This is a genomic window from Bradyrhizobium sp. LVM 105, assembly GCF_003957705.1.
Classification (GTDB): domain Bacteria; phylum Pseudomonadota; class Alphaproteobacteria; order Rhizobiales; family Xanthobacteraceae; genus Bradyrhizobium; species Bradyrhizobium frederickii.
The window spans coordinates 182,469-202,737 of the sequence record NZ_QZMV01000012.1 but is presented as its reverse complement, the minus strand read 5'-3'; the positions used below and the strand labels follow the sequence as shown (position 1 = coordinate 202,737).

15 protein-coding genes and 1 tRNA gene are annotated in these 20,269 nt (G+C 62.3%); 8 read left to right on the top strand and 8 right to left on the bottom strand.

Going from position 1 to position 20,269, the window contains the following annotated elements; genetic code table 11:
- Positions 1-105: 105 nt before the first annotated feature.
- The 3 genes from D6B98_RS28450 to D6B98_RS28440 form a co-directional block, all read right to left on the bottom strand.
- Positions 106-2,877, bottom strand: a complete 2,772-nt coding sequence (locus tag D6B98_RS28450; protein WP_126260341.1) for a bifunctional diguanylate cyclase/phosphodiesterase — start codon at positions 2,875-2,877, stop codon at positions 106-108.
- A 142-nt stretch (positions 2,878-3,019) separates the two neighbouring features.
- Positions 3,020-3,799: a DUF2182 domain-containing protein gene (locus tag D6B98_RS28445; protein WP_126260340.1), complete on the bottom strand. Its 780-nt coding sequence runs from the start codon at positions 3,797-3,799 to the stop codon at positions 3,020-3,022.
- Positions 3,800-3,862: 63 nt separating this feature from the next.
- Positions 3,863-4,495 (bottom strand): DUF1326 domain-containing protein, encoded by a 633-nt coding sequence (locus tag D6B98_RS28440; protein ID WP_126260339.1) that lies wholly within the window; start codon positions 4,493-4,495, stop codon positions 3,863-3,865.
- A 489-nt stretch (positions 4,496-4,984) separates the two neighbouring features.
- On the opposite strand from D6B98_RS28440, the gene D6B98_RS28435 reads away from it, so the two are divergent.
- Entirely contained in the window at positions 4,985-9,811 is a 4,827-nt protein-coding gene (locus tag D6B98_RS28435) for an NAD-glutamate dehydrogenase (RefSeq protein WP_126260338.1), read from the top strand.
- 21 nt (positions 9,812-9,832) lie between these two features.
- Positions 9,833-10,171 carry a hypothetical protein gene (locus D6B98_RS28430; protein ID WP_126260337.1) on the top strand — a complete coding sequence of 113 codons (339 nt, stop codon included), beginning with the start codon at positions 9,833-9,835 and terminating at the stop codon, positions 10,169-10,171.
- A gap of 130 nt (positions 10,172-10,301) precedes the next feature.
- On the opposite strand, the gene D6B98_RS28425 is transcribed toward D6B98_RS28430, so the two are convergent.
- Positions 10,302-11,231: a LysR family transcriptional regulator gene (locus D6B98_RS28425; protein WP_126260336.1), complete on the bottom strand. Its 930-nt coding sequence runs from the start codon at positions 11,229-11,231 to the stop codon at positions 10,302-10,304.
- 98 nt (positions 11,232-11,329) lie between these two features.
- Here D6B98_RS28425 and D6B98_RS28420 point away from each other — a divergent pair, with 98 nt between their 5' ends.
- From D6B98_RS28420 to D6B98_RS28395, 6 genes are all read left to right on the top strand, one after another.
- Positions 11,330-11,653, top strand: coding sequence for a nuclear transport factor 2 family protein (locus D6B98_RS28420; RefSeq protein WP_235885053.1), 324 nt, complete (start codon positions 11,330-11,332; stop codon positions 11,651-11,653).
- A complete protein-coding gene (locus tag D6B98_RS28415) occupies positions 11,653-12,432 on the top strand; it encodes an SDR family oxidoreductase (protein ID WP_126260335.1) in 780 nt (259 codons plus the stop codon). Before D6B98_RS28420 ends, D6B98_RS28415 begins: the two co-directional genes overlap by 1 nt.
- 462 nt (positions 12,433-12,894) lie before the next feature.
- Positions 12,895-14,538, top strand: coding sequence for a GMC family oxidoreductase (locus D6B98_RS28410; RefSeq protein WP_126260334.1), 1,644 nt, complete (start codon positions 12,895-12,897; stop codon positions 14,536-14,538).
- 120 nt (positions 14,539-14,658) lie between these two features.
- Positions 14,659-15,480, top strand: coding sequence for an alpha/beta fold hydrolase (locus tag D6B98_RS28405; protein ID WP_164718914.1), 822 nt, complete (start codon positions 14,659-14,661; stop codon positions 15,478-15,480).
- A gap of 176 nt (positions 15,481-15,656) precedes the next feature.
- Complete coding sequence (locus D6B98_RS28400) at positions 15,657-16,766, top strand: FAD-dependent monooxygenase (protein ID WP_126260332.1); 1,110 nt, start codon at positions 15,657-15,659, stop codon at positions 16,764-16,766.
- Positions 16,767-16,960: 194 nt separating this feature from the next.
- Entirely contained in the window at positions 16,961-18,019 is a 1,059-nt protein-coding gene (locus D6B98_RS28395) for a helix-turn-helix domain-containing protein (RefSeq protein ID WP_164718913.1), read from the top strand.
- 187 nt (positions 18,020-18,206) lie between these two features.
- Here D6B98_RS28395 and D6B98_RS28390 read toward each other — a convergent pair.
- From D6B98_RS28390 to D6B98_RS28370, 4 genes are all read right to left on the bottom strand, one after another.
- Positions 18,207-18,282: transfer RNA gene (locus D6B98_RS28390), tRNA-Phe, on the bottom strand.
- 185 nt (positions 18,283-18,467) lie between these two features.
- The gene (gene yacG, locus D6B98_RS28385) at positions 18,468-18,650 is read right to left on the bottom strand and encodes a DNA gyrase inhibitor YacG (RefSeq protein WP_126260330.1); all 183 of its coding nucleotides are present in this window, start codon (positions 18,648-18,650) and stop codon (positions 18,468-18,470) included.
- 144 nt (positions 18,651-18,794) lie between these two features.
- Positions 18,795-19,424, bottom strand: a complete 630-nt coding sequence (locus D6B98_RS28380) for a Maf-like protein (RefSeq protein ID WP_126260329.1) — start codon at positions 19,422-19,424, stop codon at positions 18,795-18,797.
- 323 nt (positions 19,425-19,747) lie between these two features.
- Positions 19,748-20,215 carry an arsenate-mycothiol transferase ArsC gene (locus D6B98_RS28370; protein WP_126260327.1) on the bottom strand — a complete coding sequence of 156 codons (468 nt, stop codon included), beginning with the start codon at positions 20,213-20,215 and terminating at the stop codon, positions 19,748-19,750.
- Between the last annotated feature and the right edge of the window lie 54 nt (positions 20,216-20,269).

Here is a 20,269-nt window from a genome sequence, read left to right as displayed (position 1 = left end):
TCCGAGCCCTTGCGAAGGCTCGTCAAGTCCGGCCAACAAGCTGTTGGTGCTCAGGGCGATGCGCGGTCGCTGGCGAGTACGGCCTCACCCGGGAGCCGGAACGCCTCACGCCACCGCCTGCCGTCCCCGCTGCGGTGCGTGGCCTTGCCATGACAGGTCGGCCAAGGGCACAGGCTTGCTGAAGAGAAAGCCCTGGCCGAGCGGGATACCGAGGGCGCGGAGCCGTGCGGCCTGTTCGGAAGCCTCGACGCCCTCGGCAACGATCGAGAGCTTAAGGGTCTTGGCAAGCTGCACGATGGATTTCAGCACGGCGACGGTTTCGCTGCGATCAATCCGGTCGATGAAGGACTTGTCGATCTTGACCTTGTCGAATGGAAACGCCGTCAGATAGGACAAGGACGAGTAACCGACACCGAAATCGTCGAGCGCAATGGAAACGCCGAGCGCCTTGAGGCGCTGAAGCGTCCTGAGGTTTTCCTGCGTGTCGGCCAGGAACACGCTCTCGGTAATCTCGAGCTCGAGCCGGCTTTGCGCCAGCCCGCTCTGCGCCAGCGCGAACCTCACCGTATCGACGAGATCGGTGCCGGCGAACTGCAGGGCGGAGAGATTGACCGCGACCCTGACATCGACCGGCATGGTCATCGCATCTCGACAGGCCTTGGACAGCACCTGATTGCCGAGCTCGACGATCAGCCCGCCAGCCTCCGCGACTGCGATGAACTCGGCCGGTGGAATGAAGCCCCTGGTCGCGTGCTGCCAGCGCGCCAGCGCCTCGACCGACTTCACGCGGCCGGTGCCGAGCTCGATCACGGGCTGATAGAACACCTCGATCTCCTCGCGCCAGATCGCCTCACGCAGCTCGATCTCGAGTACGTTGCGCTGATCGGCCTCGGCCTTGAGCTCCGCCGAGTAGACTTGGAAGCAGTTTCGGCCGGCGTTCTTCGAGCTGTACAGCGCCAGATCGGCATTGCGAAGAATCTCATCGACGCGCGTGCCGTGCTCGGGCACGAGAGCAAGTCCGATGCTGCAGCCGATCACGACGGGATGGCCGTCGATGTGACAAGGCTCGGCGATGGCCTTGACCAGCCGCGCGGCGAGGCTGGCGGCCCCGTCCTGCATCGCGGGCCGGCCCGGTGCGAAGATTACGGCAAACTCGTCGCCGCCAATCCGCGCCGCCGTGTCGGTGTCGCATATCTGCGCCTTGATCCGGTCCGCGACCTGCTTCAGCAACGCATCGCCACATTGGTGACCGAGCGCGTCGTTGACCGACTTGAACTTGTCGAGATCCAGCAGGAGCACGGCGAAGGGAGCTTCCGAGGCGCCGGACTTCGCGAGCGCCTGGTCGATGCGCTCCTTGAACAGATTGCGATTGCAAAGTCCGGTCAAGCTGTCGTAATGCGCCAGCCTTTCGATGCGATCCTCGGATGCCTTGCGTTCGGTGATGTCTTCATGGGTGGCGACCCACCCGCCATCCTCGCGCCGTCCGTAGGAAATATAGACAACCCGCCCATCCGGAAACTGCACGGTGTTCGAGGTGTGCTCCGACTGGGTGAGCCGTTGCTTCAGATCGGCCAGGTAAGCCTCGACGTCGAGGACGGCGGTCTGTCTCGCAAACACTTCGCGGAAATCCATGCCGATTCGAATCTCCTCGGGCGCGAGGCCGTAAAGCTCGATCCATTGCCGATTGAATGCGATCAGGCGGTCGCCGCCGTCGAACATGCTCAACCCCTGGGGAAGGTTTCTGAGCGCATCTTCGAACTTGCTGGCAAATTCGCGCAGCTCTCGCTGAGCGCGATCGAGCGCCAACTGGCGCCGCCAGTAGAACAGCATCGCAGTCAGAATGATGAACGTGAGCAGCAGCGCGCCGCCGAGATAGACCTTCTGCCTGGCGTCCGCGCGCGAATAGATCTCGCGCTCCGAGATACCTACCGTGAAGATGAGCGGAAAGAGCCGCGATCTGCGTGCGGTCACCAGCCTGTCAGGGCGGCTGGGGTGGTTTTCGTTCCAGTATTGGGCGTAGAAGCCATCCCCCAGCTCGCCTCCGACGCGGTTCGGCGAACGTTGCCCCAACACGGAGCCCGCATCGATGCCGCGCGCGGCGAGTACGACCTGGTCTGCGTTTCTGAGCACCAGCGTTCCGCCGGCGCCGAGCTTTGCGGTGTCGTAGAACCGGCCGACCATCTCGATGCTGATCGAGCCGACGACCACGCCTGCCGGATTCCTTGCGAGGTCGAAGATCCTCCTTGCGAGCTGTATGGTCCATTTGTTGGACGCGCGGCCCAGCACCGGCTTGCCCACGTAGAGGCGATCCTCGGACTGCGACATGGTACGAATGAAGTGTTCGCGATCGCCGAGGTAGAGGGGCGGGCCGGAATAGCCCGCCGTCGTCTCGATCATGTACCCGTCCAACCCGATCAGGGCGAACTGGACGACGTCACCGGTGGCGATGCGGGCCTTGTCGGACCAGAACTTCAGGCTGAAGGTCATCGGATCCTGGGCGTAGAGCGCTCGCACCACCAGCAACGACTGATCCACCCGCTCGAAGATGCGCTCGGTGTTCTCCTCGAACAATTCGGCGACGCTGTTGCCGTGCGACCGCGCCTGCTCGACCGCATCCGTGCGTTCCGATGACGTGATCGCGAAATAGCCGATCCAGATCAGGGGCAGGAAGAACAATGCGATCTGCAGCGGAGCATTCCGCAGGATCGTCCTTCCGGCTTTGCGGACTGACCTTGCCGGAATCACGAAATGCGCCCTCGCCTCGGCCGCCAGGGCAGAACTGCGCTCACCGCCAGTAGTGGCATCGCCCGTCTCTGCCTCGATTGCCCCGGGGACCAGCGCGGCCGAAAGCGGCGCGCGGACCGGTTCATAGCCCAAAGCTAGGCATCACAGCCTTAAGTTTCGGTTCGGGCCGAGGTCAATTCTTTAACTTTCGATCTCCGTATGATCACGGAGGTCCGCTGTTAACCACGCGGTATTGGTAAAATGGGAGACGATATTTCAACTCTGTACCGGTTTCTCACATCGCGCGTGCCAGGACGATCATACCGGACAGGACGAGGATCGCGCCCGCCGCATGACTCAATCGTCGGCCGAACGGCAGCAGTTTCTCAGCGGCGACATAGAGCGCGATGCCGATGATCCAGGTCAGATTCATCACGCCGCCGACGAACAGCAATACCATCAGAAACCAGCAGCAGCCGATGCAGTAGCTGCCGTGGCGAAGTCCCATCCGGAATGCTCCGAGCGTGCCGGGCAGCCAGTGCCGGCTGAGAAACAACAACGGACTCTCACAATAGCGCAGGCAGGAATGTTTGAGCGGCGTGAACTGATAGAGCCCCGCGGCAACCAGGATGCCGCCGCCCAGGATCGCGCTGGTGCTTGCCATCGCCATCGACAACAGCCCGTAGCGTTCGAGCGCCCCTTGCGCCAGGACCGCAGCGAGGCTGAACCCGGCCCATGCCACGAGGTAGCCGGCAAGGAAGATCCAGGCATCGATCGCGGCGCGGGACTCGGTCTCCTGCTTGCGCTTGACGGTCGCATACAACAGCACGGTGGGCGCTGCACTCGGCGCCATCATCGCGATCATCATCACCCACCACATCACGAACAGCAGCGCGGCATAGAGCGGCGTCCAAGGCATCGGCGCCATGTCCGGCATGTCCGCCATCATCTCGGTATCCATGCCGGCACCGCTCGCAAGATAGGCCCAGGCGAGCGCCGCCACTGCGGCGGTCCCGATCGCGACGACCAGCCGGTCGCGACGGAGCAGATGTTCCAGCATCAAGCGCCCCTGCATGGACTTGTCCGGGATCGCGATGAGGAGCCGACATCGAGATCTCGTCCCGATGTCGGCGCTGCATCATGCCGCAACGCCCTCGGGCGTCTGCACGACATTGGCGAGCGAGCTGTGCGTGCCCTTGGTCTCGAACGGGATCGCGCCGGTCGAGCGGATGTTGGCGGACGCAACCTCGGCGGCCCTGTGCTCGAAGCCCTCCGGCATGACCACCTGGATGCGGTGCGATTGACCCGTCACCGGATTCTTGATCGGCTCGACATCGGTCTCGAGCACGCCCTTGGCCACGAGCTTGGCGACGCGCCCGTCCTTGTCGAAGGAAAACTCGAACGGCGCAAACACCGGATCGTGGATCTTGGTGACGATCATGCTGACGATCTGGAACAGCGTGCCCTCGGCTGAATGCTTGCCGGAAAAGACCTCGAACAGCGCCTGACGCTGCTCCGCCGTGGCGCGTTCGTCGATGATGGGCTGGATTGTCCCGTTGCCCTCATGCAGCGCCCCGGGGAAATCGACCGTGATCGCAAAGCAGAGACCGTCGAGCCTGGTCGCCCCGAAATGCCCTTTGGCAATCCGCATGCCGACCATGCCCTTACAATAGCCCTTGGTAGGCGGCGCGTTGAAATCGCAGGGGCAGCCAAACGCGCAGGTGCAATTCTTCATCCATTCGCCTTCGAGACGCCAATCCGATGCAGCCATGGCACAACTCCCAGTGTGAGCGAGGACGCGGCAGCTGTTGACGAACTTGTTCAGCGTTGTTGTCGAGGCAATGCAAAGCGGCGCGAGCGGGATCGAGGTCCGATCAGAAGGCCGGCATCGCAGAAAAGTATGGTGGCGAGCTGCCGTTTACCGTCTTACGATCATATCAGTCGCGGCCGGACACGTACAGCGACCGAAGGTCGTAGTACATCTCGGAAATGACCGACGCCAGGAACACGGTGCGCCACTCCGAACAAACCTGCGAACTCGTATGTCATTGAATGTACTTACGATTTATCATGACGCCGACGACGGAGCGGTCGTAGGGCTTTTCGCCACGACTCCGCGCGCCTTGACCGCTCGGAGTGGTAAGATCAGGTGCCGAGGGCAGATTTCGCGGCGCCGGATCGCGGTCAAGATGACGGCGCTCGAAGTGATGAACTCCAGAAGCAAGCTGATGATCGCGATTGCGATCGGAAGCTGCGAGAGATGGAGGACGTTATGGAAGCGTGGCGCGACGACAAGGCCCGGTCGACCCTCATTCGCGATGCAGCGGGAAGCGTACAGCTAGGCAACACGCCCCGGACTTTCGCCGAACTCCTGTTCGGCCACACCAACAGCGAGGATCTCGCCAACCACGACGCCGCTTCGCTGGCCTTCCTGGCCGAGCAGGCCTGGGAGCACGTACAGCGGCGCACGGCGGGTCACGCCGATATTCGCATCGTCAATCCGATGATGCCGGATGGCCGCGAGATCTCCGTGCTCGAAATTCTCAACGACAATATGCCGTTCCTGTTCGATTCCACCCTGGCGGAGCTTGCCGAGCAGGGTATCGAGGTCACCCTGGTCGCTCATCCGATCATCGCGGTAGAGCGCGACGAGCAAGGCAAGCTGATGCGCTTCCATGGCGAAGCCCTGGAGGGAGCAAAGGGCGCCCGCGAAAGCCTCATTCATCTGCACATCGCCCGCATGGACGTCGACGCCGACCGCCAAAAGCTGGTTGATGAGCTGACCATGACGTTGAATGACGTGCGCGCCTGCGTCACCGACTGGAAGCCCATGCGTGCCCGCATTGAGCAGGCGATCAAGACCTTCGCGACCGATCCGCCTCCACTGCCGATCGACGAGATCGCCGAAGCCAGCCAGTTCCTGCAATGGCTGTGCTTAGACAATTTTACCTTTCTGGGCGTGCGCGAATATCGTTTCTCGCCCGACAGCGATGCGTCGGACGACATCACGACCGGTGAGGGCCTCGGCATCCTGCGCGATCCCGAGGTGAAGGTCCTGCGCCGCGGTCACGAAATGGTGGTGATGACGTCGGAAATTCGCGAGTTCATGCGGGAGCCGAGCCTCCTCATCGTCATCAAGGCCAACGTCTCCAGCCGCGTTCATCGCCGCATCCGGATGGATTATGTGGGCATCAAGCTCTACACACCCGACGGCGGGCTCGAAGGGGAATTGCGCCTCGTCGGTCTGTTCACCTCCGGCGCCTATACCCGCTCGGTCAAGCAAATCCCTTATGCCCGCCACAAAGTGGTGCAGGTGCTGCAGCGTGCCGGCTTCGACCCGAATAGCCATTCGGGCAAGGCGCTGACGCATATTCTCGAGGATTATCCGCGCGACGATCTGTTTCAGATCGACGTCGACACGCTCTACAATTTCGTCGTGGAGATCCTGATCCTCTATGAGCGCCCCCGCGTCCGGGTGCTGGCACGCGTGGACAAGTTCGATCGCTTCGTCTCCATCCTCTGCTTCATTCCGCGCGACAAATACGACACCGACGTGCGCACGCGCGTCGGCGCCTTCCTGTCGCAGGTCTACAAGGGGATCCTGTCGGCCTCCTACGTATCCTTCCCGGAAGGTTCGCTTGCGCGCGTCCACTACATCATCGGCCGATATGAAGGTAAAACTCCGGTGGTCGAACGCCCGACCCTCGAAGCCGGGATCAGCGCCATTGCCGAGACCTGGGCCGACAAGTTGAAGGTCGCGCTGGCTGCGTCTGCAGATGGCATGCGGGCGCGCATGCTCGCAAGCCGTTATGCCCAGGCCTTTTCCGCCGGCTACACCGAGATATTCAGCGCCGAACAGGCGCTCGCCGACATCGCAACCATCGAAAAGCTCTCCTCAGCCAGACCGGTGACGATTTCGGTTTACCGCCTCGAGGGGGACGACGATCCCAGACGATTCGGCCTGAAGGTCTTCTCGGACGCCACGCCGCTGTCGCTATCCTATCGCGTGCCGGTGATTGAAAATCACGGCCTGAACGTGGTCAACGAACGCACCTATCAGATCGTGCCGCGCACCTGGCAGTCGCCGGCATGGCTGCACGATATGACAATCGAGACCAGCGACGGAAAGCCGATCGCAATCAACGATGAATTCAACCATCGTCTGGAAGCCTCGATCATGGCAGTGGTCCGCGATCGCGCCGAATCCGACGGATTCAACGCACTGATCCTGCGCACGGCCCTGAGCTGGCGGGAAGTATCGACGATCCGCGCGCTGTCGCGCTACCTCCATCAGATCCGCGCTCCGTTCACCCAGGACTATATGTGGGAGACACTGCGCAAGAATGCCGCGATTACCGCCAACATCGTTGCCCTGTTCCAGGGCCGCCTCGATCCGCGCCTTGGACTCACGATTGCGGAGCGATCGTCGCGCGAGATGGCGCTCGTCGCCGAGATCGAGGAGCAGCTCAATTCCGTCGCCTCGCTCGATGAAGACCGCATCCTGCGCCGCTTCACCAATCTGGTGCAGGCAACCATACGCACCAATTTGTGGCAGGTCGGTCAGGACGGGCACCCGCATCCGGTGATCTCCTTCAAGTTCGACGCGCGCAAGATCGAGGCCCTGCCGGCTCCGCGACCACTGTACGAGATTTTCGTCTACTCGCCCCGCGTCGAAGGCATTCATCTGCGCTTCGGCAAGGTCGCGCGGGGCGGTCTGCGCTGGTCCGACCGGCCGCAGGATTTCCGTACCGAGATCCTGGGCCTCGTGAAGGCACAACAGGTGAAGAACGCCGTGATCGTGCCGGTCGGCGCGAAGGGCGGCTTCGTGCCCAAGCGCCTGCCGTCGCCCTCGAGTCGCGACCACTTCATGGCGGAAGGCACCGAAGCCTATCGTATCTTCGTTCGCACGCTGCTCGAACTCACTGACAATCTTGACCGCGACACCATAGTGCCGCCCGACTCGACCGTGCGGCATGACGGTGACGACCCCTACCTGGTCGTCGCAGCCGACAAGGGCACCGCCACCTTCTCCGACATCGCCAACGCGATCTCGACCGAGAAGCACCATTGGCTCGGCGATGCCTTCGCCTCCGGCGGCAGCCAGGGCTACGACCACAAGAAGATGGGGATCACGGCACGAGGCGCATGGGAGGCGGTCAAGCGTCACTTCCGCGAGTTTGGCACCGACATCCAGACCAAGCCGTTCACGGTTGCCGGCGTCGGCGACATGTCGGGCGATGTCTTCGGTAATGGCCTGCTGCTCTCGCCGGCGACGAAGCTCGTCGCGGCGTTCGATCACCGCGACATCTTCATCGATCCATCGCCTGAACCGGCGATCAGCCTCGCCGAACGCAAGCGCCTGTTCGGCCTGCTGCGATCGAGCTGGCAGGACTATGACAAGTCCCTGATCTCGCAAGGCGGTGGCGTGTTCTCGCGCTCGCTCAAGGCGATCCCGCTTGCACCGGAAGTGCGCGCACTGCTTGATCTCGACAAGCCGCAGGCCACGCCGTTCGAGGTGATGACAGCGATCCTCAAGGCCCGCGTGGACCTCCTGTGGTTTGGCGGCATCGGCACCTATATTCGCTCGTCCTCGGAAAGCGATGATCAGGCCGGCGACCGCGCCAACGATCCGATCCGCATCGCGGGCGCCGATGTCCGTGCGCGGGTGATCGGCGAAGGCGCCAATCTCGGCGTCACCCAGCGCGGCCGTATCGAGGCGGCGCAGAAGGGCGTCAAGCTCAACACCGACGCCATCGACAATTCGGCCGGCGTGAACACGTCCGACGTCGAGGTCAACATCAAGATCGCGCTGGCGCGCCCCGAGCGCGAGGGACACCTCAGTCCTGGCGACCGTAACAGCCTGCTCGCCGCGATGACCGAGGAGGTTGGCGCACTCGTGCTGCGCAACAATTATCTTCAGACGCTGGCGCTGTCGCTGGCCGAACGGAAGGGCGTGGCCGAGATCGGCTTCCTCACCCGCCTGATGCAATCGCTCGAGCAGCGCGGCCTACTCAGCCGCGCCGTGGAGTTCTTGCCCGACGACGCGGCGATCACCGAGCGCACCAGGCGCGGCCAGCTCCTGACACGGCCCGAGCTTGCCGTGTTGCTCGCTTACGCCAAGCTGACGCTCTACGACGACCTGCTCGCGACCGGCGTGCCTGACGATCCCTATCTCGCCCGCGAACTATCCCAGTATTTTCCGCGCCAGGTGCAGGAGAAATTCCCCACGGCGGTGCAGTTGCATCGGTTGCGGCGGGAGATCATCGCCACCAGTCTCGCCAATGCCGTGATCAACCGGGGCGGTCCGGCCTGTGTCGTGCGCCTGGCCGACGAGACCGATGCCGATGTCGCCACCATCGTCATGGCTTTCGTCGCGGTCAATGAATCCTACAGCCTCCAGCGGCTCAATGCCGCGATCGATGCACTCGACACCCGCATCGACGGGCAATTGCAACTCGGCCTCTACGCGACGATCCAGGATCTCCTGCTCTCACGCATGGTGTGGTACGTGCGCAATGCTGATTTCAAAGCCGGTCTGGACGCCGTGATCGCGCACTTCAGTCCCGGAATTCGGGAGGTCGCCGCCGGGCTCGACAAGACCCTGCCGCAGGACTTGCAGGCTGGGCGCACCAAGCGGCGGCAGGATCTGATCGGTGCCGGCGTCCCAGCAGGACTTGCCGCAGAGCTCGCCGATCTCGACGTGCTCGTCTCCGCACCGGATATCGTCACCGTCGCGGAGCGCACCAGCCGGGCCATCGGTGACGCCGCCACGACCTTCTTCGCCGTCGAGGCCGATTTCAGGCTCGATCGGATCATCGCCGCCGCGCGCAGTGTGCCGGCAAACGACAATTATGAACGTCTCGCGATCGATCGCGCCGTCGACCAGATCGCGGCCGCGGAAAGAAGACTGGTCGCCAACATGCTGGCAAACGGCGAGTCCGGCCAAGAGGCCGCCGGCAACTGGCTTGCGGCTCATCCTGAGGCGACGCGCATCCGCCGCTCGGTCGAGGAAATCGCGGCCAGCGGCCTGACGCTCGCCAAGCTGACGGTGGCGGCCAATTTGCTGGGGGACTTGGTCAAGGGCTGATGCACGACGGAAAGGGACCCAATGATCCACGCGACCTGCCATACCGCCGACAACGTCCTCTGCCTCGAGTTCGATGCCACACCATGGTTCAGTGCGGCTGACGCGCCAAGCATTGTCGAGTTGGCCCGACAAGGCTGGTCCAGCGCCGCGATCGCGGAATCCCTCGAGGGCCGACCAGGATATGCGCGCTTGCATGACCTCGTTGAGTATGCCGCGCAGCGCCTGCAATCAGAATCGCTGGAGGACCCAACCTGGGAAACCTTCGAGTGTGTCGTCGATGGTTCGGAGGCTATGGCCTGGCTGGAGAAGAACCGGCCTGATGTCGCCGCAAGTATCTCGCGGGCGCCCGGCGATCGTTAGCGTTGGAATGGTGCGCCACTACGGACATAAATACGAACTTGTATGTCATTGAAATCATGATGTAATTGAGCAGCGATGACGTTCTAAAACTGGCAATGCCGTTCGTGACGTGGAGCGGACATCTAAGTCGTCAATTCTCGATCCCATTGCCTAACTTTGGCGCAGATGAACTCGCTAGCTCGCGCGCCAGAGCGAGGAACGCTTTCAACCCTGCCGACGGATTTCTACGTCCGGGGTAATACAGGCACAGTCCGGGAAAAGGGGGCGTCCAATCGTCCAGCAGGCGCACGAAGCGCTTTGCCTTGATGTCGGCCAATACGCTTTGCTCCATAAAACAGCCAATACCGATATTCTCGGCGACGGCAACGCGAGCAAGAGTCACTTCGTCGAGCACAATTGGGCCGGGCGGATCGATTTGAATCGCTTCTCCGTCCCGTTCAAACCGCCAGCGGAACAACGCTCCATCCGGCAGCCGGACCCGGATGCATCGGTGGTTCAAAAGGTCGGGGGGCACGCGCGGGCGGCCATGATTCTTCAGATATTCCGGCGACGCCACAATGGCATATCGCTGCGCGCGGCCAAGCGACACAGTGATCATGTCGCTGGGCACAAGGTTGGCGACCCGAACGCCGAGATCGAAGCCGTCGGCAACGACATCGACCAGTCGACCTTCGGTGACCAGATCGACATTCATGTCCGGATAGCGGCGCAGAAATTCGATGACGAGCGGGGATATGATTTCCCGGGCGGCGAACGGGGCCGCATTGATCCTGATCGTGCCCGACGGGGTCTCGCGCTGGGATCGCACCGCGTCCAATGCCCCCTGGAGATTTTGGAGTGCGGGGCCAACCTGCTCCACGAACAACCGCCCTGCATCGGTCACCGATACGCTGCGGGTCGTCCGGTTGAACAGGCGGACACCGAGGCGTTCCTCGAATTTCGCGATCGCATGGCTCAGCGCAGTGGTGGACATGCCAAGGTCAATCGCGGCAGCCCGAAAACTTCCCCGCCGCGCAATGGCGATGACCGCTTCCAGATCGTTCAGCCCCGCACGCTCCATTATCCCAAACCATTCAATTCCTCATCCCGATTTATCCCACTTATTGCAGCAATGGTCGAGTGCTAGCTGAGGGCAGGTTCATGCACTGGAGGATCGAGATGTTGAATTTGCCCCGCATAATCGAAGCGTTTTTTGACGCGGATACTCGCAACGATCCAGACGCCCTAGTCGCAGCGTTCTCTCGCAACGGATCGGTGACGGACGAAGGCGTTGTTCACCAGGGGAGCGACGCAGTCCGGATTTGGTGGAGAGCCGCCAAGGACAAATATCACCACGTCGCCGTACCGGTCGAGGTCGCAAGCGCGGGCGATAAATTGAGAGTGAGAGCAACAGTGACGGGCCGCTTTCCCGGGAGCCCTGCCGTGCTCAATTACACCTTCACGATTGCGAACGGTGAAATCGCCGGCCTGGAGATCGGGTAATGGCCGAATTTCTCACATTGAAAGGAAAGCGCGCGCTGATCACCGCCGGAACCAAGGGCGCCGGCGCCGCGACTTTGAAGATGTTCCGCGAGCTGGGCGCGCAAGTGATGACATGCGCGCGTAGCCGTACGGAAACGTTGCCTGAGGCACTTTTCGTCGCGGCCGATCTCACCACGGAGGAGGGTTGCTCGACCGTTGCCGAAGCCGTCGGTGAGCGACTTGGCGGCGTGGACATTATCGTGCACATGCTCGGCGGATCGTCAGCGCCCGGAGGCGGCTTCATGGCGATCACCGACGCCGGTTGGCACGAGGAACTCCATCTCAATCTTTTCCCGGCCGTCCGCCTCGACAAGCATCTTCTGCCGGGCATGATCGCTCAGGGAAGCGGCGTCGTTATTCATGTATCCTCCATTCAAAGGCAACTTCCTCTGCCGGAATCGACGACGGCCTATGCCGCCGCAAAGGCTGCGCTTTCGACCTATAGCAAGGCGCTCTCGAAGGAAGTTGCGGCCAAGGGCGTCCGCGTCGTGCGGGTCTCGCCAGGGTGGATCGAAACGGAAGCGTCGGCGGCGCTTGCCCATCGGTTGGCCGAGCATGCCGGCACCGACTACGAGGGCGGCAAAAAAATCATCATGGAGTCGCTCGGCGGCATCCCGCTAGGCCGCCCGACGACTCCGGACGAGGTCGCCAGCCTCATCGCCTTCCTTGCGTCCGATCGTGCTTCGGCAATAACCGGCGCTGAATACACCATCGACGGCGGAACCGTGCCAACGGCGTAGCGAAGGCGATGCTACCCCAGATGGGGTATCCCGCTCGATGCGGAGCGGCAACGCGTGCCGCTCCCGATTGTCATTGTTTCTCGTCCCGATCGCGGCCGGCAGAAGGCGTCAGGCGAGCGTCTCACTGTTGCTGTGGGTTCAACAACCCCACCGATAGCAAGCGGACGTCGAACGCAGTTGACCGTGATGAATGGCGGCAGATCCCATCGCGCCTCCCGCAACTGAGGCATTCGGACCGACACATCACGAAATCGTTTGAAAGCAACGGGCCCAGGCTCGATTTCCTAGAGCTTTGGCGAGTCGGTCACAAAAACCGCGTCGTATCAATCGCTTGCCATGATGCTCGGCACCAAATTTCGGCGAGTCAAAAATTGCTGAAATTGATAAATTTGTTGAATTTGAAATCTGATCCATCTATCAGGCACGCCTCGTCACTCGAACTCATCGACAGAGGTCAACCAGATGAACGACGCATCCCAAGCCTTTCGGCGCCACGAGGCAGCATCAAACGGCGTCTCCTGTGCGGGAGAGAGCGGTACCGAATTCGACTTCATCGTCTGCGGGGCTGGATCCAGCGGATCGGTTGTTGCGGCCAGGCTCGCCGAAGACGGAAGGGCACGCGTTCTGCTTCTCGAAGCCGGCGGCGACGACAATTGCACCTCCGTCTCCGATCCGTCGCAGTGGCCAGTCAACCTCGGCAGTGCGCGGGATTGGGGATTCGTCGGTGAGCCCGCATCCGGGCTCGGCGGCCGAAGACTGCCGCTCAGCATGGGCAGAGGGCTCGGGGGAGGCTCAAGCATCAACGTGATGGTGTGGGCACGTGGCCACAAGGAAGATTGGAATCACTTCGCGGCGGAAGCGGGCGACGATGCGTGGGGCTACGAGTCGGTGCTGGGCTACTATCGCCGGATCGAAGATTGGCGCGGTGCGCCCGATGCAGTTCGACGCGGAAGCGGCGGCCCGGTCTATGTTGCGCAACCGGACGCACCTCAGGCTGTCGCACGCGCATTGGTGAATGCCGCCGGCCTCATGGGCATTCCGGTTTTCGACAGCGCCAACGGCGAGATGATGGAAGGTCCGGGAGGGGCGTCGATCGCGGAACTCAGGATTCGTGACGGCAAGCGGGAGTCGGTTTTCCGTTCCTATGCTCACCCGGCGATGGGGCGGCCGAATCTCACCGTTCTCACCGATGCGCTGGTCACGCGTCTGCTGTTCGACGGCAAGACGGTCACGGGCATCGAAGCTCTGGTCAATGGCGCGCGCCGTCGGTTTCGCGCAACGTGCGAGACGGTGCTGTCGCTGGGGGCCGTCCAGACGCCCAAGGTTCTCATGCAGTCAGGTATCGGCTCGAGCGACGAGCTGAAGCTCCACGGCATCCCGGTCGTTCAGCATCTGCCGGGGGTCGGTCGCAATCATCAGGATCATCTCGCCTTTGGGTGCACCTGGGCCTACCGCAAGCCGGAGGCTGTCGGTGGCGGGGGGTGCGAAGCGACGCTCTATTGGAAAAGCGATTCCCGGCTGCTTCAGCCGGACATCCTGCAGTGCCAGCTCGAATTTGCGGTGCCGGCGCCTGCGGAAGCGGAGATCGCCACGCCGGAACATGGCTGGACGATGTTCACCGGGCTTGCACAACCGAAAAGCCGGGGTTGGCTGCGTCTTTCCGGGCCGGACCATAGCGATCGCATTCTCATCGAGCCGAACTCCCTGAGCGAGCCGGAAGATCTGGCGGCTGCTTTGGCAGCGGTGGAATTGTGTCGGGAGGTCGGCAACAGCGAGGCCTTCGCTCCGCTCGTCAGCGGCGAGGCAGCGCCAGGTCGACGCGATCGTCCGGGTCTGATCGATTTCATACGCAAGTCAGCGGTCACCTATTGGCATCAGTCCTGCACTGCCAAGATGGGACGCGACAGCATGTCCGTGGTGGACAGCCGGCTCAAGGTCTACGGCATCGAGGGCCTTCGGGTCGCCGACGCATCGATCATGCCGCGCATCACGACGGGAAACACGATGGCGCCGTGCGTCGTCATCGGAGAGCGGGCTGCAGACCTGATCCGGGCACAGCACGGCTTGTCCCATGCGCAAGGCCTCGAAGCCACTCACCACGCCTGATTCCGGCGAGGCATCCAACATAACCGCGAGGCGTGCACGCAAGCACGCCACGACTTACCTCATCAGCGTGACCAGCCCGTTCGCCTGTCGTCGGGCCGGCGCAGTGTGCAGAAAATGGACATGCCAACAACAACTCTCAAAGTCAAAACCTCTCATGGAACGATCGCTGTCGAAACGAGAGGAGCCGGCTTTCCCGTCGTCTTCATTCATGGAAATTCGGCATGCCGGGCGGTATTTCAGAAGCAGATGTTGTCACCGCTGCTGGATAGCTACCATCTGATCAGCTTCGATCTGCCCGGCCATGGCGATTCGGAAGATGCCAAGGATCGCGCGCGAACCTACTCGCGTCCTGGACTGGCGGATCTTGTCATCGAGCTTCTTGGTGAGCTTGGCATCGACCATGCAGCGATCGTCGGCGCCTCGCTCGGCGGACATATCGCCATCGAGATGCTGTCACGCTCTAATATCTCGCGCGGACAGTTTCTGATGGGGACGCCAGCAGTGGGTTCAAATTTTTCGGAAGGGTTCGTGTCGAAGCCATTGAACGGCCTGGCATCGAGGGGAGAGCTCACGTCAGAAGAGGCACGGGAATTCGCGGAGTTGGTATACGGCAGCGATTTTGAGCCGTTCATGCAGCGGGCCATCGAGCGAGCCGATCGCGAGTTCAGGGGCAATCTTTTCAGTGCCGCAAGAAGCGGTGCAGGCGTCAATCAACGCGCGGTACTCGAACTGACGACCGTCCCGACCGCAATCGTGAATGGCGAGAACGACGCAATCATCAACCTCGATTATGTCGACAGCGTTCGCTACGCGAACCTCTGGAGGGGAAAATGCTTCCGCATTCCGAATGCGACGCATTCCCCCTTCTGGGAAGTCCCGCACATCGTCAATCACCTGCTGTCGGAGTTTTTGAAGGAGCTCACAGGAAGGCGGAGCAATTGATCGGTGTCCGCTGGGAGACGAGGCTTCGGTAGCTTCTCATCGTGCCTCACGGCCTGAATTGTAGCGGCAGCCGGATCGATCACCGAGCGGCGATCTCCGTCGCATCTGCTCGCAACGCCTGAAATGCGAAAGCTCGAAGAGAGCTCCGCTGAAATCAATCAATATCGGACGATGAAATGCGTATACTTATCGTAGGAGCCGGCATCGCCGGGCTCGCGACCTGCCGAGCTTTGTCTCAAAGGGGTTTCCAGCCCCGCATTGTCGAGCGAAACAATCTGGCCGGCGTCGGTGGCGCTGCGCTGTTTCTTCCCGGCAACGGCGTCAGGGCACTCGGCGAGCTGGGACTGCGCGACGCGCTCATGGAGATCTCATATCCAATCTCTCACCAGCGGTTCTTCGATGAGGAGGGCCGCCTGCTCAGCGAGATCGACGCGGATGAATTTTGGCGCGGTGTCGCGCCGTGCAGAAGCATGAAGCGCTCAGCCCTCTGGGAATTACTCAAGGACGGGGTGAGCGACGGCGTCATTCAGCACCGACACATCCTCGACATCAGCAGCGGTCGCTACTGCAGTCGCGTGACATTTCAGGATGGCGAAACAGAGGAGTATGATCTGGTCATTGGTGCCGACGGCGTGAATTCCACGGTGAGGCGGTCTGTCTTCCCGGAGGCGCCGGCGCCTCAATATGTGGGAAACGTATGCTGGCGGTCCATCGTGCCGAATATCTGTCACATCAAGCAATGGACCTTGATGCTCGGAACTACGAAGAGCCTTCTCTTCGAACCCGTGTCATCCTCTGAACTCTACGTCTACGCCGACAAGTCGGCTGACGAAAAGCATCGCAAGTCTTACTCACCAGCGACACCCTTGAGGCCGCTATTCGAGGACATCGCGGGTCCGCTTTGTCCAGTCCTCGAGCTGTGCGCGCAGGCGCAGGTTCACTATGGAGAGCTGATGAGCCTCCAATTGGACAGCTGGTGCCGGAACCGGGTCGTGCTCGTGGGAGACGCTGCGCACGCATCTCCACCGAGCATGGCTCAGGGCGCGAGCATGGCAGTCGAAGATGCCATCGTTCTGGCCAACGAACTTGCGGATGCGCTGTGCGTGGATACGGCGCTCTTGCGATACCAGACACGGCGAAAAAAACGGGTAGATTGGGTTCACCGCCAATGTGTGTCTCGGGACAAGATGCGTCGCTTCCCCCGCAGACTGAGAAACGTCCTCCTGCGCTTTGCGGGCACGCATTTTTACCAGCGGTCTTATGGCCCCCTGACAGCCCAGATTTGAGCCTTTTGTGCAGAGGCCCGACACGAGTTTTCCGACGAGCGCTGCATCTAGGGCCGCTCGCCGGGAGACCAGGCGCCGAGGGTCGGTCGATCCAGCACGCGAATATGGGCCGAACGCAACGTTTTGCCAGCTATCTTCCCTTTATTGCGAATTCGGCGCTATCCATTATGTAAGTTCACACATTGGATGATCGTGTGAAAGACATTTTGACGACCGCCGAGGCGGCACATCTGCTGGGCATTTCGACCCGTACCGCCCAACTCTGGGTGGAGAGCGGGCAGCTTCCATCGTGGAAAACGCCGGGGGGACATCGACGGATACCGCGAGAGGCTGTGCTCAGCCTGATCGAGCGTCCTGCGCAACAGCAATCGGGGGTCAGAGCCCACGCAATCGTATTGGCGGACAAGGGGCGCGGCGCCGATTGGCTCAACGCTGGTCTTCCGGGCTTGGGCCTGCTCCTTCATGTGACGGAAGATGTCCAGCAGGTCCGAGAGTGGCTTGCACTCACGCCGCCCATGCTGATCGTTGTCGAAAATGCAGACGAGGGCGAGCGCAGACGGCTGGTCTCATTGCTGTACCGGGACGTCAATCTCGCGCAAACGGCGATCGTCAGTCTCACCAAGTCAGGCCGTGATGATCCTGTCCCGCAAGGGTCAAATCGTGTTCAACTCGGAATGTTGCCTGATGTCCCTGCGACAAGCGCAGTCGTCGTCAAGGAATTGATGAAGACCAGGCGCAAAGATGTCACGTCAGCCTTTCGAACGCCTTGGAACGAGCGCGCACGATTGGCAGCCGTCAAGGAATCGGGGCTGCTTGGATCTCCCCCCGATCCGGATTTCGACAGGCTCGTCCGATTGGCGGCGCATGCGATTCGGGCCCCGATTGCGATGTTCACGCTCATCACGCAGCGCGAACAGTGGTTCAAATCGCGGACGGGTTTTGATGGATCAACGACGCCTCGCGATTGGGCGTTTTGCAACGAAACGCTCGTCGCCAACGAATTGACCGTCATCGAAGATCTTTCGAAGGCACCTCAGTTTTCGCAGAACCCCACACTGGCTCAGCCGTACGGCTTTCGCTTCTATGCGGGCGCCCCCGTCCGCGACCCCCTCGGTTTTGCTTTGGGGTCAACATGCGTGATCGATGTGAAGCCGAGAAAGTTGAGCGCAAATGAACGCGAGGCGCTCGGCACCATTGCCGATGCCGCATCGAACTTGATCCGGTTGCGAGCGCTGGAGCGCGAGATAAGCTAGTCAGAGCGCAAACGCGCAAGCTGCGGCAAAACTCACGATCTGATCATTTCTGGAAACTTCGCGATCGACCGGCTTGTCCCGGTCGGCTTTGAGCGCTCGCGTCTGACATTCAAGAATGGCCGTTCCGCCGCGAAGCTGACGTGGCATATCTCGGGCAATTCGCAACTTTGCTCGGATTGCCTGTAAATGGTGCCCAGGGGCGGAATCGAACCACCGACACTGCGATTTTCAGTCGCATGCTCTACCAACTGAGCTACCTGGGCGTGCTCCAAGAGAGGGGCCAAAGCCCATCGAGCGGGCGGGTTATAGTGGGCCGGAAGCGGCCTGTCCACCCGGCTTCGCCAAGAGGCTTCGGCGGGGCTCCGCCGGGCGCGGCCCGGCTGTGCATAAGGTGGGGCGGCTGGCGCGCGGCGGGGCGGACTGTTAACTATCTAATTGATATTCCTTCTTATTCGACGTCATCGACGTCGTCGTCGCGGCCGGGGATGACGTAGGTGCCTTTGAGCCAGCGGTTCAGGTCGACGTCGCGGCAGCGCGAGGAGCAGAACGGGCGGGTGGCTTCCGATTGCGGCTTGCCGCAGATCGGGCAGGTCTTGAGTGGGCTGGCGGGCTTTTTGACCTGGTCGTCCATGATGTCGGCAGCTTGCGCGGGGTGAAAGGGTTCAAGAGCCTGTCGGCAAACGGGTTCCCGGGGCGACGGTGCATGCGCCCCGTCGGGCCATTCTACTGTGCATGGGGTTGTTTTCGCGATTCTGTCGGGCCGCGGCCTGCCGGCTCACACGGCGGTGGAATTGAGCCAGCCGAAGCGGATCGGAAAGCCCTCGCCGCCGAGCAGCGTGGTGGTCTCGTAGAGCGGCAGGCCGACGACGTTGGTGTAGGACCCGACCATCTTCACCACGAACGAGCCGGCGATGCCCTGCACGGCGTAGCCGCCGGCTTTGCCGCGCCATTCGCCGGAGCCGATATAGGCCTGGATGTCGTCTTCCGAGAGGCGCTTGAAGCGGACGCGAGTCTCGACCAGGCGCTGGCGGAAGGCTTCGCGCGGCGTGACCAGGCAGATCGCGGTGTAGACGCGGTGGTTGCGGCCCGACAGCAGGCGCAGGCACTGCGCCGCCTCGTCGACCAGATTCGCCTTGGGCAGGATGCGGCGGCCGACCGCGACCACCGTGTCGGCGGCGAGGATGAAGGCGCCGCGCAGCTCGTCGTCGAGCTGCACCGATTTCAGCGCCGCATCGGCCTTGGCCCGCGCCAGCCGATTGGCGCAGGCGCGCGGCAGCTCGCCCCGCCGCGGCGTCTCGTCGACGTCGGCCGGCCGGAGCGCATCCGGCTCGATGCCGGCCTGGTTGAGCAGCGACAGGCGCCGCGGCGAACCGGAGGCAAGTACGAATTTGGGGCGGCCAAGCATCAGGTGATTTGGGGGATGAAGCGGGGGTGAATTGCGCGCGGAACCTATCGGAAGGGGGCCGATTTCACAACCCGGGAACCCGGGGTTTGGTGATTCGAGATTGCCGAGATGGCTGTGCCCGCGGTCTGTGACGCGGGTGTTACGGCTGTTCGCCTCTCCCCGCTTGCGGGGAGAGGCCGGAATTCAAGCGTGCTTGAATTCCGGGTGAGGGGGAATCTCCGCGGGTCTCACTGTCACCGTCCTCGCGGAGACTCCCCCTCACCCCGGCCCTCTCCCCGCAAGCGGGGCGAGGGGGAAGAGCCGCTGCGTCCGGGGCACGCGAGCTACCCGCTGGCAGCCCCGACCTTCGCGAAACGTCGGCGGATGCGCATCAACAGCTGGTCGCAGACGTCGCGATAGGCTGCGAGCTTCTGGTCGCGGCTGCCCTCGATGGTGGTGGGATCCTGTGTCGGCCAGTACTCGACGTCGGCCGCGAGCGTCCGCGTCAGCTCCAGCGCCTTGTGGTGCGCCTCGGGCGAGAGCGTGATGATGAGGTCGAAATTCAGCCCCTCCCAGTCCTCGAGCTCCTCGAAGGTCTGCGGCTTGTGGGCGGAGATGTCCTGGCCGAGTTCGGCCATCACGGCGACGGCGAACGGATCGAGCTCGCCTTTTCTGGTGCCTGCGGACTTCACGTAGAGCCCCTGCGGAAACATGTGCTGCAGCAGGCTTTCGGCCATCGGCGAGCGCACGCTGTTCATCGCGCAGGCGAACAGCACCGATTGCGGATCGCGTGCGCGTGGCGGCGCCGCCATCGCGCCTAGCCTCTGTCGATGGAGGGCATGGCCTTGTCGGAAAACCGCTGCACA

Excerpts from the sequence above, each read along its gene's own strand:
- D6B98_RS28445 (WP_126260340.1), bottom strand. The coding sequence starts at position 3,799 with ATGCAGGGGCGCTTGATGCTGGAACATCTGCTCCGTCGCGACCGGCTG.
- D6B98_RS28440 (WP_126260339.1), bottom strand. The coding sequence starts at position 4,495 with ATGGCTGCATCGGATTGGCGTCTCGAAGGCGAATGGATGAAGAATTGC.
- D6B98_RS28435 (WP_126260338.1), top strand. The coding sequence starts at position 4,985 with ATGGAGGACGTTATGGAAGCGTGGCGCGACGACAAGGCCCGGTCGACC.
- D6B98_RS28430 (WP_126260337.1), top strand. The coding sequence starts at position 9,833 with ATGATCCACGCGACCTGCCATACCGCCGACAACGTCCTCTGCCTCGAG.
- D6B98_RS28425 (WP_126260336.1), bottom strand. The coding sequence starts at position 11,231 with ATGGAGCGTGCGGGGCTGAACGATCTGGAAGCGGTCATCGCCATTGCG.
- D6B98_RS28420 (WP_235885053.1), top strand. The coding sequence starts at position 11,330 with ATGTTGAATTTGCCCCGCATAATCGAAGCGTTTTTTGACGCGGATACT.
- D6B98_RS28415 (WP_126260335.1), top strand. The coding sequence starts at position 11,653 with ATGGCCGAATTTCTCACATTGAAAGGAAAGCGCGCGCTGATCACCGCC.
- D6B98_RS28410 (WP_126260334.1), top strand. The coding sequence starts at position 12,895 with ATGAACGACGCATCCCAAGCCTTTCGGCGCCACGAGGCAGCATCAAAC.
- D6B98_RS28405 (WP_164718914.1), top strand. The coding sequence starts at position 14,659 with ATGCCAACAACAACTCTCAAAGTCAAAACCTCTCATGGAACGATCGCT.
- D6B98_RS28400 (WP_126260332.1), top strand. The coding sequence starts at position 15,657 with ATGCGTATACTTATCGTAGGAGCCGGCATCGCCGGGCTCGCGACCTGC.
- yacG (WP_126260330.1), bottom strand. The coding sequence starts at position 18,650 with ATGGACGACCAGGTCAAAAAGCCCGCCAGCCCACTCAAGACCTGCCCG.
- D6B98_RS28380 (WP_126260329.1), bottom strand. The coding sequence starts at position 19,424 with ATGCTTGGCCGCCCCAAATTCGTACTTGCCTCCGGTTCGCCGCGGCGC.
- D6B98_RS28370 (WP_126260327.1), bottom strand. The coding sequence starts at position 20,215 with ATGGCGGCGCCGCCACGCGCACGCGATCCGCAATCGGTGCTGTTCGCC.